12 protein-coding genes are annotated in these 13,114 nt (G+C 68.4%); 7 read left to right on the top strand and 5 right to left on the bottom strand.

The window, feature by feature from the left end; genetic code table 11:
* Positions 1 to 30: 30 nt before the first annotated feature.
* The gene (locus Q0L89_RS00590) at positions 31 to 426 is read right to left on the bottom strand and encodes a helix-turn-helix transcriptional regulator (RefSeq protein WP_296761685.1); all 396 of its coding nucleotides are present in this window, start codon (positions 424 to 426) and stop codon (positions 31 to 33) included.
* A gap of 92 nt (positions 427 to 518) precedes the next feature.
* Here Q0L89_RS00590 and Q0L89_RS00585 point away from each other — a divergent pair, with 92 nt between their 5' ends.
* On the top strand, positions 519 to 1,727 hold the full coding sequence (locus Q0L89_RS00585) for a pyridoxal phosphate-dependent aminotransferase (RefSeq protein WP_296761683.1): 1,209 nt from the start codon (positions 519 to 521) through the stop codon (positions 1,725 to 1,727).
* A gap of 25 nt (positions 1,728 to 1,752) precedes the next feature.
* On the top strand, positions 1,753 to 2,154 hold the full coding sequence (locus Q0L89_RS00580; protein WP_296761681.1) for a hypothetical protein: 402 nt from the start codon (positions 1,753 to 1,755) through the stop codon (positions 2,152 to 2,154).
* Positions 2,155 to 2,230: 76 nt separating this feature from the next.
* Here Q0L89_RS00580 and Q0L89_RS00575 read toward each other — a convergent pair whose 3' ends face one another.
* The gene (locus Q0L89_RS00575; protein WP_296761679.1) at positions 2,231 to 3,190 is read right to left on the bottom strand and encodes an L-malyl-CoA/beta-methylmalyl-CoA lyase; all 960 of its coding nucleotides are present in this window, start codon (positions 3,188 to 3,190) and stop codon (positions 2,231 to 2,233) included.
* Between the two features lie 284 nt (positions 3,191 to 3,474).
* Here Q0L89_RS00575 and dgcN point away from each other — a divergent pair, with 284 nt between their 5' ends.
* The 3 genes from dgcN (at position 3,475) to Q0L89_RS00560 (ending at position 6,387) form a co-directional block, all read left to right on the top strand.
* Positions 3,475 to 4,476 (top strand): N-acetyltransferase DgcN, encoded by a 1,002-nt coding sequence (gene dgcN / locus Q0L89_RS00570; RefSeq protein WP_296761677.1) that lies wholly within the window; start codon positions 3,475 to 3,477, stop codon positions 4,474 to 4,476.
* Positions 4,477 to 4,549: 73 nt separating this feature from the next.
* The gene (gene dgcA / locus Q0L89_RS00565; protein ID WP_296761676.1) at positions 4,550 to 5,515 is read left to right on the top strand and encodes an N-acetyl-D-Glu racemase DgcA; all 966 of its coding nucleotides are present in this window, start codon (positions 4,550 to 4,552) and stop codon (positions 5,513 to 5,515) included.
* Positions 5,516 to 5,526: 11 nt separating this feature from the next.
* Entirely contained in the window at positions 5,527 to 6,387 is an 861-nt protein-coding gene (locus Q0L89_RS00560) for a D-amino-acid transaminase (protein WP_296761675.1), read from the top strand.
* 41 nt (positions 6,388 to 6,428) lie between these two features.
* On the opposite strand, the gene Q0L89_RS00555 is transcribed toward Q0L89_RS00560, so the two are convergent.
* Positions 6,429 to 7,793, bottom strand: a complete 1,365-nt coding sequence (locus Q0L89_RS00555; RefSeq protein WP_296761674.1) for an MATE family efflux transporter — start codon at positions 7,791 to 7,793, stop codon at positions 6,429 to 6,431.
* A gap of 155 nt (positions 7,794 to 7,948) precedes the next feature.
* Between Q0L89_RS00555 and Q0L89_RS00550 the strand changes: the two genes are divergently transcribed.
* A complete protein-coding gene (locus tag Q0L89_RS00550; protein ID WP_296761672.1) occupies positions 7,949 to 8,848 on the top strand; it encodes an alpha/beta hydrolase in 900 nt (299 codons plus the stop codon).
* A gap of 15 nt (positions 8,849 to 8,863) precedes the next feature.
* On the opposite strand, the gene Q0L89_RS00545 is transcribed toward Q0L89_RS00550, so the two are convergent.
* Entirely contained in the window at positions 8,864 to 9,301 is a 438-nt protein-coding gene (locus Q0L89_RS00545; protein ID WP_296761671.1) for a DUF1489 domain-containing protein, read from the bottom strand.
* 162 nt (positions 9,302 to 9,463) lie between these two features.
* Between Q0L89_RS00545 and Q0L89_RS00540 the strand changes: the two genes are divergently transcribed.
* On the top strand, positions 9,464 to 12,868 hold the full coding sequence (locus Q0L89_RS00540; RefSeq protein ID WP_296761669.1) for an LAGLIDADG family homing endonuclease: 3,405 nt from the start codon (positions 9,464 to 9,466) through the stop codon (positions 12,866 to 12,868).
* A gap of 37 nt (positions 12,869 to 12,905) precedes the next feature.
* On the opposite strand, the gene Q0L89_RS00535 is transcribed toward Q0L89_RS00540, so the two are convergent.
* The coding region (locus Q0L89_RS00535) for a hypothetical protein (protein ID WP_296761668.1) at positions 12,906 to 13,114 on the bottom strand (209 nt) is incomplete at its 5' end.

The raw sequence follows: 13,114 nt of genomic DNA, 5'->3' as shown, positions 1-13,114 counted from the left end.
TCGCGGGGTTCGTCTGGCGGCGGGGCGACCTCACTCACCCTTGAGCCTCGTGCGCAGCTTCTTTTCAAGCCGGCCCAGCCGGTCGGAGGCGGCGTTCATCTGCGTCTTGACATCGCGCAATTCCATCAGCAGCGCGTCGATGTCGGGCGACAGCGGTTCGGCCTCGTCCGGCGCGGCCAGCCCGCCCTCGCCTTCGCCGGTGAGCAGCCAGACGATCGACACGTTGAGCAGCCCCGCCATCATCGACAGCTTGTTGGCGCGCGGCTCGCTGAGGTCTTCTTCCCATCCGCGCACGGTGGACAGCTTGACGCCCAGTCGCTTGGCCATCTGTTTCTGGGTCATCCCGGCGGCTTCGCGCGCCGCCGCGACGCGGTCGCCGAAGGTGGCCATGTCGGCCCCGTACCAGTCGGTTGCTGTGTCTGACACCCTGTCTCTCCGTTTTCACCGATCGCGCTTGATCGCGCCCGCGCCCGAGCCTAAGCCTTCGGACAGAGGAATACAAACCCGGGGCCGCCACCATGACTTTGCTGTCCAAGACGCTCTCGCGCGTGAAACCGTCACCGACCATCGCAATGACCGCCCGCGCCGCCGAGCTGCGTGCCGCAGGCCGCGATGTCATCGGGCTGAGCGCCGGCGAGCCCGATTTCGACACCCCCGCGCATATCCGCACCGCCGGCATTGCGGCGATCGAGGCCGGGCATACCCGCTACACCGCCGTCGACGGCACGCCCGAGCTGAAACAGGCGATCCGCGACAAGTTCGCGCGCGACAACGGGCTCGATTATCGCCCCGAACAGGTGAGCGTGGGGTCGGGCGGCAAGCAGGTGCTCTACAACGCGCTGATGGCCACGCTCGACCCCGGCGACGAGGTGATCGTGCCCGCGCCCTACTGGGTCAGCTACCCCGACATGGTGACGCTGGCCGGGGGCACGCCGGTGATCGTGGAATGCGGCATCGAGACCGGCTTCAAGCTGAGCGCGCAGGCGCTGGAGGCCGCGATCACCCCGGCCACCAGGTGGTTCGTGTTCAACTCGCCGTCGAACCCCACCGGGGCAGGCTACAGCCACGTCGAACTGAAGGCGCTGACCGACGTGCTGCTGCGCCATCCACATGTCCGGGTGATGAGCGACGACATCTACGAGCACATCGCCTATCCCGGCTTTCGCTTCTGCACGCCGGCGCAGGTCGAACCCGCGCTCTACGACCGCACGCTGACGGTCAACGGCGTGTCGAAGGCCTATGCCATGACCGGCTGGCGCATCGGCTATGGTGCCGGGCCGGCGGACCTGATCGCGGCGATGCGCAAGATCCAGTCGCAAAGCACCTCGAACCCGTGTTCGATCAGCCAATGGGCGGCGCGCGCGGCGCTTGATGGCCCGCAAGACAGCGTGACCGGGGCGATGGCGCTGTTCCGGCGCCGGCGCGACATGGTGGTGGCGCGGCTGAATGCCATTCCCGGCATCACCTGCCCGGTGCCCGAGGGCGCGTTCTACGTCTATCCCTCGATCGACGCGCTAATCGGCTGCCAGACGCCGGGCGGACGGATGATCGACAGCGACGAGGCCTTCGCCAACGCCCTGCTGGAGGAAGCGGGCGTCGCCGTGGTCTTCGGCGCCGCCTTCGGGCTTTCGCCGCATTTCCGCATCAGCTACGCTGCCGCGGATGACGCGCTGGAGGAGGCCTGCACGCGCATCGCGGCATTCTGCGCCGCCCTGACCCGAGCCTGACCCCAGCCAGAGTGGAGGGCGCGCCATGAGCGTCGAATTGCCAGATTACTTTTTCCGCGTGCGCGAGAACGGCGCCTTCGTCTTTCGCGTCGACAGCGAGAACCGCCAGCGCCGCATCGAGATGGACCAGATCGCCGTGGTCAACATCCGCAACGGCGAGATCAAGCCGCACGGCGAGAGGCAACTCGACGCGACCGACCTGGAGGCGATACACGACTGGATGGAAGAGCGCCGGCTGACCCTGGCCGAACGCCAGATCGACGACATCCACCGCGCCGTGGATCATCTGAACATGACCGCTCACTGGGCCCAGACCCGCGCCACCGATGCGCAACTCGAAGAGATCACCGACGCGCTGCTGCTGGCGATGCACGACCTGCGCAGCGTGTTGATCCGCAAGAAGGCCGAGCGGATGAGCGGCGATTGAGCCAGGCCGGGGGCCTGGCTCCGCACGCCCCTTCATCTTGCCCCGGATACGCCCGCCCGAGGCGGCGGCGGGTCGGTCAGCCGGCGGCGATCATCTCGGCCTGGCGCACGATGCCCTCGGCCTGCTTGATGCTGGCGATATCCACGAGCCGACCCTTGTAGACGGTGGCGCCTTCGCCCTTGGCCTTGGCCTCTTCCATCGCCGCGAGGATTTCGCGCGCTTCCGCGACGGCCGCGTCCGAGGGGGTGAACACCTCGTTGGCCAGCGCCACCTGCTTGGGGTGGATGGCCCATTTGCCGACCATGCCCAACGTGGCCGAGCGACGCGCCTGGGCGCGAAAGCCGTCCTCGTCCGAAAAGTCGCCGAACGGGCCGTCGACCGGCAGCACGCCATGGGTGCGGCAGGCGGCGACGATGGCCGTCTGGGCCCAGTGCCAGGGGTCGCCCCAGTATTTCTGCCCCTCGCGGATCATGTAGTAGTTTTCCTGCGTGCCGCCGATGCCGGTTGTGGCCATGCCCATGGAGGCCGCGAAATCGGCGGCGCCGAGGCTCATCGCCTGCATGCGCGGGCTGGCGGCGGCGATTTCCTCGACATGGGCGATGCCGGCGGCCGATTCGATGATGACTTCGAACCCGATACGCTTTTCGCGGCCACTGGCGGCCTCGACGGCGGTGACCAGCGCATCGACGGCGTAGATGTCGGCGGCGCACCCGACCTTGGGAATCATGATCTGGTCGAGCCGCTCTGCCCCGCTTTCCAGCAATTCGATCACGTCGCGGTACCAGTAGGGAGTGTCGAGCCCGTTGATGCGCACCGACATGGTCTTGCGGCCCCAGTCGATATCGCCGAGTGCCGCGACGATGTTGGTACGGGCGCTGTCCTTGTCCGACGGCGCGACCGAATCCTCCAGGTCGAGGTTGATCACGTCGGCCGCGCTGGTGGCCATCTTTTCGAAGATCGCGGGGCGCGAGCCGGGGCCGAAGAGCTGGCAGCGGTTGGGCCGGGCCGGCGGGGCGGGTTGGATGCGAAAGCTCATCGGGCACCTCTCTGGATGGGGCGGCAAGGATATGTCGTTTTCTGCTTTGGTTCGCTTATTAAATTGCGTCACGGCGTGCAAGCCGGTTTTGCGGGCGCGGCAAACGCGCCGCACTGCAGCGTGGCGATGTCGCGGTGGCGGCCTGAATTGCAACAATCTCCGGCGGATCGCCGTGATCGCGGGAGAATCTCGCGCACGGCAACGAAATCGCATCGGGTTTGCAATCGCATCCCGGGCTATTTACGACACAATGGCGGACGAATTCGAGGTGAAAGGCGCGAAACATGATCGAAACTCCATACCTGCTGTTCCTGGGCGATGCGCCCGACCAACTGGCTGCCAAGGTGGCACAGGGGATCAAGGACTGGCGCCCCGATAACTGCGTGGGGCAGCTTCGCATGGAAGGGTGCCGCGCCGATCTCGGGCTCGCCGACATGACCCTGCAGGAGGCCCGCGCCGCCGGCGCGCGCACGCTGGTGATCGGCGTGGCCAACCGCGGCGGCGTGATCTCGGCCTCGTGGAAGAAGGTGCTGGTGGCGGCGCTGGAAGAGGGGTTCGACCTGGCCTCGGGACTGCACAACCTGTTGCGCGACGAGCCCGACCTGGCGGCGGTGGCCGACGCCTGCGGGCGGGCACTGCACGACGTGCGCATCCCCGAAGTGCGCTACCCGATCGCCAACGGCGTCAAGCGCGCCGGCAAGCGGGTGCTGGCGGTGGGCACCGATTGCTCGGTCGGCAAGATGTATACCGGCCTGGCGCTGGATGACGCGCTGCGTGCACGGGGGATGAAAAGCACCTTCCGCGCCACCGGGCAGACCGGCATCCTGATCACCGGCGACGGCGTGCCGCTGGATGCCGTGGTGGCCGATTTCATGGCCGGCAGCATCGAATGGCTGACGCCCGACAACGACCCCGACCACTGGGACGTGATTGAGGGCCAGGGCAGCCTGTTCCATGTCAGCTATTCCGGCGTGACGATGGCGCTGATCCACGGCGGCCAGCCCGATGCGCTGATCCTCAGCCACGAGCCGACGCGCGATCATATGCGCGGCTTGCCGGGCTATGCGCTACCTTCGCTTGAGGCGTTGCGCGACACGGCGCTGCCACTGGCGCGGATCGCCAACCCGGCCTGCCAGGTCGTGGGCGTGTCGATCAACACCCAGCACATGAGCGACGACGAGGCGCGCGCCTATTGCGAAGAGACCGAGGCGCGGTTGGGCCTGCCTACGGTCGATCCCTACCGCCACGGCGCGGAGCGGCTGGCCGAAGCGTTGGCCGCGCTGTAGTCGGGCGCCGGGGTAAGTTGCGCCGCCGGATGCCTCCGGCGGGAGTATTTGGAGAAAGATGAAAGGGCGGGGCGTGGATATTTCGGTAACGCGGGACACATTTCGGCTGGCGCAGGTTTTCACCATCAGCCGCGGGTCGCGCAGCACCGCCGAAGTCTTGACGGTGCGGATCAACGCGGACGGCGTGACCGGGTGGGGCGAATGCGTCCCTTACGCGCGCTACGACGAGACACTCGACAGCGTGTCCGCGCAGATCGAGGGGCTGCCAGAGCAATTCGACCGCGCGGCGCTTCGTGATCTGCTGCCGGCGGGGGCGGCGCGCAACGCGGTGGATTGCGCGTTGTGGGATCTCGAGGCCAAGCGCGCCGGCAAGCGCGTGTGGGAACTGGCCGGCCTGCCCGCGCCGGGGCCGGAACTGACCGCCTACACCCTGTCGCTGGACACTCCGGACGCGATGCAGGCGCAGGCGGCGGCCAATGCCCACCGGCCGCTTCTCAAGATCAAGCTGGGCACCCCCGACGACATGCCGCGGCTGAAGGCGGTGCGCGCGGGCGCGCCCGAGGCGCGCATCATCGTCGATGCCAACGAGGGCTGGAGCGCCGAAACCTATGCCGATCTGGCGCCGCACTTGCAGCGACTCGGCGTCGCGCTGGTCGAGCAACCCCTGCCGGCGGGCGAGGACGAGGCCCTGCGCGCCATGGCGCGCCCGGTGCCGGTCTGCGCCGACGAAAGCTGCCACGACCGCGCCAGCCTGCCGAGGCTTGCCGGCAAGTATGACGTGGTCAACATCAAGCTCGACAAGACCGGCGGGCTGACCGAGGCGCTGGCGCTGAAGGCGGCCGCGCTCGCCGAGGGCTACGGCATCATGGTCGGCTGCATGGTCGGCAGTTCGCTGGCGATGGCCCCGGCGGTTCTGGTGGCGCAGGGCGCGATGGTCACCGACCTTGACGGGCCGCTGCTGTTGGCCGAAGACCGCGCCCAGCCTTTGCAATACGACGACGCCGGCGTGCACCCGCCGGCGGCCGGCCTCTGGGGATAGGGAGAACATCCATGCGCACAGTCTACGTGAACGGCGAATACCTGCCGGAAACCCAAGCTTCCGTGTCGATCTTCGACCGCGGATTCCTGATGGCCGACGGGGTCTACGAGGTCACCACCGTGCTGGATGGCCGGCTCATCGACTTCGACGGGCACATGGCGCGGCTGGAACGCTCGCTGTGCGAACTCGACATGACCAAGCCCGCGCAGTTCGACGATCTGCTGGATATCCACCGCGAGCTGGTGCGCGCCAACGCCATCACCGACGGGCTGATTTACCTGCAGGTGACGCGGGGCGCACCGGGCGACCGCGACTTCGCCTTTCCCGACCCCGCAACGACGGAACCGACCCTGGTGATGTTCACCCAGTCCAAGCCGGGGCTGCCCGACAGCCCGACGGCCGCGGCGGGCATCAAGGTGATCAGCATCGACGATCTGCGCTGGGGCCGGCGTGACATCAAGACGGTGCAACTGCTCTATCCGTCGATGGGCAAGATGATGGCGCTCAAGGCCGGCGCCGAGGACGCCTGGATGGTCGAGGACGGCCATGTCACCGAAGGCACCAGCAACAACGCCTATATCGTCAAGGACGGGCGCATCATCACCCGCGACCTGGGCACCGATATCCTGCACGGCATCACCCGCGCGGCGGTGCTGCGCTTCGCCCGCGAGGCGCAGATGGAAGTCGAGGAACGCGCCTTCACCATCGACGAGGCCAAGGCCGCCGACGAGGCCTTCATCACCTCGGCCAGCGCCTTCGTCACCCCGGTGATCGACCTCGACGGTGCGGCGATCGGCGATGGCCGGCCGGGCCCGGTGGCGCAGCGGCTGCGCGAAGTCTACCTCGACGAAATGCGCAAGGCAGCGATCTGAGCCTGCCGCCGCGCGCCGGCAACGGGGCCCCTGCCCCGGCCTCAGCCGAGCGCGCGACCGGCCGTTCGTGCCAGCCAGCCGCGGAAGCGCAGCAGCATGAACACCCCCGCCAGCGCAAGCCCTGCCGCAAGCCCCAGCCATACGCCGACGCCCCCCCATCCCAATCCGAAGCCCAGCACGTAGCTGACGGGGATTCCCACCGCCCAGTAGGCCAGCGCCGCGATCACCATTGGCACGCGGGTATCCTGCACGCCGCGCAGCAGCCCCAGCGCGATCACCTGCGCGGCATCGGCCAACTGGAACAACGCGGCCGCGGCCAACAGGCCGACACCGATCGAGACGACCGCGTCGCGCTGCGGGTCGTCGGGCGACAGGAACAGCCCCATCAGCCATTCGGGCACAAGCAGGAACACCGCCACCGTGGCCAGCCCCACCGCGCCCGACAGCGCCAGCACCACCTCGGCTCCGCGCCGCAGCCCCGCTGCATCGCGCCGGCCCAGCGCCCGGCCAGCGCGCACCGTGGCGGCGTTGCTCAGGCCGAGATGCACCATGAAGGTGACCGAGGCCACTTGCAGCGCGATACCATGCGCCGCCAGCGCCTGCGCGCCCAGCCAGCCCATCATCACCGACGAGGCCGCGAAAAGCCCCATCTCGGCCAGGTTGGTGATGCCGATCGGCCAGCCGAGGCGGAAAACCAGGGCAAAGGCTTCGCCGTCGGGCCGCCAGAGGCGCTGGAACAACGTGTGCTCGCGCGTGGCCCGGGCTGCATAGACCGCCAGCAGCACCAGAGACACGCTGTGCACCGCCGCCGAGGCCACCGCGGCACCGCGCACGCCCATTTCCGGCGCACCCCAGTTGCCGAAGATCAGCGCGTAGTTGATCACGATGTTCACCGCCACCGCGCCCAGCGTCACCCACAGCACCATCTGCGTGCGCTCCAGCGCCGCGAGGTAGGATTTCAACACCATCACCACCAGCGCCGGCAGGATCGCCGGCCCGGCGATATGCAGGTAGTCCGCGGCCAGCGCGGCGATCCGGGGCGCCTGCCCAAGCGCCACGAAAAGCGCGCCGGACCAGATGAACAACGGCAACGACGCCAACCCGAACAGAACCGACAGCCACATCCCCATGCGGGTGACCCGCCGCACCCGGGCCTGCTCGTCGGCGGCCACGGCCTCGGCCACCATCGGCATCACCGCGAAGGCAAAGCCCGAACCCATGATGAACAGCACGAAGAACAGCATGCCGCCCAGCACCTCTGCGGCCAGCGCCTCGACCCCGTACCAGCCCAGCATGACCGCGTCGGTCAGTTGCACGGCGAACTGCGCCAGGTGGCTGCCCACCAGCGGCAGGCCCAGCCCCAGCGTGGCGCGCAGGTGGGCACGATATGTATCCGGCTCGCTCATGCCATCCGCCTAGCGCGCAAACGCGTCGGCGGGAAGCCGTTTTTCACCCGCGCATGGCGCCGGTCGTGCCCACCCGACCGCCCCATTCGCCCTTGCATCGCCGTACCGCGCCCCTTTGAATGGAACGCGGATCAGCGCAATCGAAGGGAGCGCCCATGATCAGCCATTTTGCCAGGCTCGACGGCCGGCGGTTCCACTACCTCGAATGGGGGCGGGCGGATGCGCCGGTGATGCTGCTGCTGCACGGCTTTCCCGAGTATTCCGGCGCCTGGGCCGAGCTGGCGCCGCTGCTGGCTGCGCACTACCGGGTCATCGCCCCCGATCAGCGCGGCTATGGCCAGAGCTGGGCGCCGCCCGAGGTGGCGGCCTACGGCGCCTCGCAACTGGTCGAAGACATGTGCGCGCTGCTCGACCGCCTGGCGCCCGGGCAAGCCGTCACCGTCATGGGCCATGACTGGGGCGCCGCGGTGGCCTATGCGCTGGCCATCCGCCACCCCGACCGCGTCGCACGCCTGATCGTGGCCAATGGCGTGCATCCGGCGCCGTTCCAGCGCGCCCTGGCCGCCGGGGGCGCGCAATCGGCCGCCTCGCAGTATATCGAGGCGCTGCGCGCGCCCGGCTCAGAGGACCGGCTTGCCGCCGACGATTTCGCCGGGCTGATGCGGCTCTTCTCGGCCCATATGGACCTGTCGTGGATGACGCCGCCCAAACGCGCCGCCTACAAGGCCGAATGGGCCCGCCCCGGCCGCCTGCGCGGGATGGTCAACTGGTATCGTGCCTCGCCCTTGCGGGTGGCCGAACCGGGCCAGCCGATTACCGATTTGCCCGCCATGCCCGCCGACAAGCTGCGGGTGGCCATGCCGCACCTGCTGATCTGGGGCGATGGCGACACCGCGCTGCTACCCGAAAGCATCGAGGGTCTGGAGGACTACGCGCCGCGCCTGACGGTCAGGCACATCCCCGACGCCGATCACTGGATATGCCACCAGCAGCCGCGCAAGCTGGCCGCGCTGATCCATGACTGGATCGCGCACGAGGCACCGACGGAATACTGACGCGATACAGACCGCTTACAGAACGCCGATTTCGGCCAGCGCCGCCGACAGCGCGTCGGGCAACGCCTCTTCGCCGCGACGGCTGCCGGAAAGGTCCGCCGGCGCATCCTCGGGCCTGAGATAGCGCCAGCCCTGGAACGGGCGCCGCGTCGCCTGGGCGGTGGCGACCACCTCGGGGTCCAGCACGATCGCGCAGCGGCGCACGCCGTCGTCGCCGGTGACCCCGTCGAGGCGCAGAATTCTCTGCCGACAGCGAATCGCGCCGCGGATCACCCAGTAGATCGATCCGCCGGCAAGGATTTCGTCGGCGCGGCGCGGCCACATCCGGGTGACGTGGCGCGGCAACCCGTCGGCGCCCTGCGCGCGTTTGCTGGCCTGCCAGCGGGCCAGCCCGGCGATATCCTCGGTGCCGACCGAAAGCTTGACGAGGTTCATCTGCGCTGCCTGTCCCATACCCCAAATCTAGCGGTTTCGTCGCCATGGGCAACCAGAAGCTGCGGCGCGGCGGCAAAACGTCTGGTCGTGCTGCCGCGCATCGCGTATAAAGAGCCTCCGTAGCGCGCGCCCGGCGGCGCGCCCCGGCCCCACCCACGCAGACCGAGCAGGACATTCGCCATGACCCGATTCGCCGCCCCCATCGCCGAACAGATCTGGGACATGAAATACCGCTTCAAGCAGGCCGACGGCACCCCCGTCGACCGCAGCGTCGAGGACACCTGGCGCCGGGTGGCGCGCAGCCTCGCCTCGGTCGAATCCGACCCGGACCACTGGGAACAGGTGTTCTACGAGGCACTGGAGGACTTCCGCTTCCTGCCTGCCGGGCGCATCACCGCCGGCGCCGGCACCGGGCGCGACGTGACGCTGTTCAACTGCTTCGTGATGGGCACCATCCCCGACAGCATGGGCGGCATCTTCGACATGCTCAAAGAGGCCGCGCTGACCATGCAGCAGGGCGGCGGCATCGGTTACGATTTCTCGACCATCCGCCCCCGCGGCGCCGAGGTAAAGGGGGTGGGCGCAGACGCCTCCGGCCCGCTGAGCTTCATGGACGTGTGGGACGCGATGTGCCGCACGATCATGTCCGCCGGCTCGCGCCGCGGCGCGATGATGGCGACGATGCGCTGCGATCACCCCGATATCGAGGCTTTCATCGCCGCCAAGTCCGACCCCGCCCGCCTGCGCATGTTCAACCTCAGCGTGCTGGTATCCGACGCCTTCATGGAGGCGGTGAAGGCCGACGGCCCGTGGGAGCTACAGTTCGACGGCAAGGTCTATCACACCGTGCAGGCGCGCGAGTTGTGGAACCGGATCATGCAATCCACCTATGACTACGCCGAGCCGGGCGTCATCTTCATCGACCGGATAAACCAGGCCAACAACCTGAACTACTGCGAGACGATCTCGGCCACCAATCCTTGCGTCACCGCCGAGACATGGGTCACCACCGACCGCGGCGCGCGGCAGGTGCGCGACCTGGTCGGCCGCCCGTTCCGTGCCCTGGTGGATGGCACGCCGCATGACAGCGGGCCGGAGGGCTTCTTCGCCACCGGGGTCAAGCCGGTCCTGGGCCTCTCGACGATCTGCGGGCGTCACCTGCGGCTGACCGCCGATCACCCCGTGCGGAAGGTCACCGGAAAGACCCGCTGGCGGCTCGCGCACGACTGGGTGCCGGCGGGCGACCTGCGGCCCGGCGACGAGGTGATGCTGCATGATCACCGCCCCGCCAAGGTCACGGCGCGGCCGGGGGAGGAACGCGGCTACCTGCTGGGCCTGTTGATCGGGGATGGCGTGATCCGGGCCGACAAGACGCTCATCTCGGTCTGGCCACGCGCGGCCTGCGGCAATGGCGCGCCCCCGGCGAGCCCCGTCATGGAACACGTCGAAACGCTGCTGCGCGATCTGCCGCACCGCGCCGACTTCGGCGGATGGCAGGAGGTGCCGGGCCGCGGCGAGTACCGCATCGGCACCGCCGCGCTGGCGGCGCTGGCACGCGACTACGGGCTGCGGCAGGGGCACAAGACCCTGACGCCCGAGATCGAGGCCGCATCCCCCGGCTTCTGCGCCGCCGTGCTGCGCGGGCTTTTCGACGCCGACGGCTCGGTCCAGGGCAGCCAGGCCAAGGGCGTGTCGGTACGGCTGTCGCAAAGCGACATCGGCCTCCTGGAGGCGGCACAACGGATGCTGGCGCGGCTGGGGGTGCAGGCGGTCATCTACCGCGATCGCCGCGGGGCGGGCGAGAGCCGACTGCCCGATGGCAGGGGCGGGCAGCGCGCCTACCCCACCGGCGCGCAACACGACCTGGTCATTTCGGGTGACAACCTGGCCGTTTACGCCGAACGGATCGGATTTGCCGACGTCGAGAAGGCGCGGAGACTGGAAGCCGCGCAGAGCGGCTACAAGCGCGCACTCAACCGCGAGCGGTTCACCGCCGTGGTGGAAGCGGTGGCCGAAGAAGGCGAGGCCGAGGTGTTTGACGTGTCGGTGCCGGGGGTCAACGCCTTCGACGCGGGCGGTCTTTACGTCCACAATTGCGGCGAACAGCCCCTGCCGCCTTACGGTGCCTGCCTGCTGGGGTCGATCAACCTTGCCCGGCTGGTGCGCGCGCCCTTCACCGCCGACGCGGCGCTGGACCACGAAGAGATGGCCGCGCTGGTCGCCACCGCGGTGCGGATGATGGATAACGTCGTGGACGTGTCGAAGTTCCCGCTGCCCGAACAGGCGCGCGAGGCCCGCGACAAGCGCCGCATCGGGCTGGGCGTGACCGGGCTGGCCGACGCGCTGCTGATGCTGGGCCTGCGCTACGGCAGCGACGCGGCCGCCGCGCAGACCGGCGAATGGATGCGCGCCATCGCCCACGCGGCCTATGCCGCCTCGGTCGAGCTGGCCCGCGAGAAGGGTGCGTTTGCGCTGTTCGATGCCGAGCCATATCTCGCCTCGGGCACCATGCAGCGGATGGACGACGGCCTGCGCGACGCGATCCGCACCTTTGGCATCCGCAACGCGCTGCTGACATCGGTGGCGCCAACGGGGACCATTTCGCTTTATGCCGGCAATGTCAGTTCGGGGATCGAGCCGGTCTTCGCCTACAGCTACACCCGCAAGGTATTGCAGAACGACGGGTCGCGATCCGAGGAAGAGGTCGAGGATTACGCCGTGCAGATGTGGCGCGCCAGCCAAGGCGACGCCCCCCTGCCCGACCATTTCGTCAACGCCCAGACGCTGGCGCCGGCCGATCACGTTGCGATGCAGGCGGCGGCACAGGAATGGGTGGACAGCTCGATTTCCAAGACCATCAACTGCCCCGCCGACATCGACTTCGGGGCGTTCAAGGAGGTCTACATGCAGGCCTACGAGTCGGGCTGCAAGGGCTGCACCACCTACCGGCCCAACGCCGTCACCGGCAGCGTGCTGAGCGTTGGCGAGACCGAGGACAAGACCCCCGGCGAACGCCCGGATGCAGGCGATGGCGCCCAGCCCGCCGAGGGCGGCGAGGTGGTCTACATGTCCGAGCCGCTGGAACGCCCGCCCGAGCTGGAGGGCGCCACCTACAAGCTCAAGTGGCCCGACAGCAATCACGCCATCTACATCACCGTCAACGACATCGTGCTGAACGGGCACCGCCGGCCCTTCGAGGTGTTCATCAACTCCAAGAACATGGAGCATTTCGCCTGGACCGTGGCGCTCACGCGGATGATCTCGGCCGTGTTCCGGCGCGGCGGCGACGTGAGCTTCGTGGTCGAGGAGTTGAAGGCCGTGTTCGACCCGCGCGGCGGCGCCTGGATGCAGGGCAAATACGTGCCCTCGATCCTGGCGGCCATCGGCGGCATCCTGGAGCGACACATGATCGCCATCGGCTTCCTCGAAGGCGAGGGCCTGGGGCTGAAAGCCGACCCCACGGCACAGGTCGTGAACCTGGATGCGCCCCGCGGCCCCGCCTGCCCGGCCTGCGGCAGCTACGACATGCGCATGATCGAAGGCTGCATGACCTGCGCAAGCTGCGGACACAGCAAGTGCGGTTGAACGGCATGATATGCGAATTTGTTATCCCCACTACCAATTAGTGGCCACCGGCGGGGTTGAAAACGCCATTTCGCAAGCAAATGAGGTCCATCGAGCGTACAGGCTCGATTTTCCAATATTTCTGCCGTTTTTGGCGTGAACGCAGGTTTGCCTCTGTCCAGAGAGTATTGGGAGCCGGAAACAGGCGACAGAAACGCTTTTCGAGATTGTTCTTGGGTTTGGTCATGGCCGGTAGCGCTGCGCGGC

The organism is Sediminimonas sp. (genome assembly GCF_024637375.1).
Taxonomy (GTDB): Bacteria; Pseudomonadota; Alphaproteobacteria; order Rhodobacterales; family Rhodobacteraceae; genus Sediminimonas.
The sequence above is the reverse complement of the archived record's forward strand: the minus strand, read 5'-3'. Positions and strand labels throughout refer to the sequence as shown.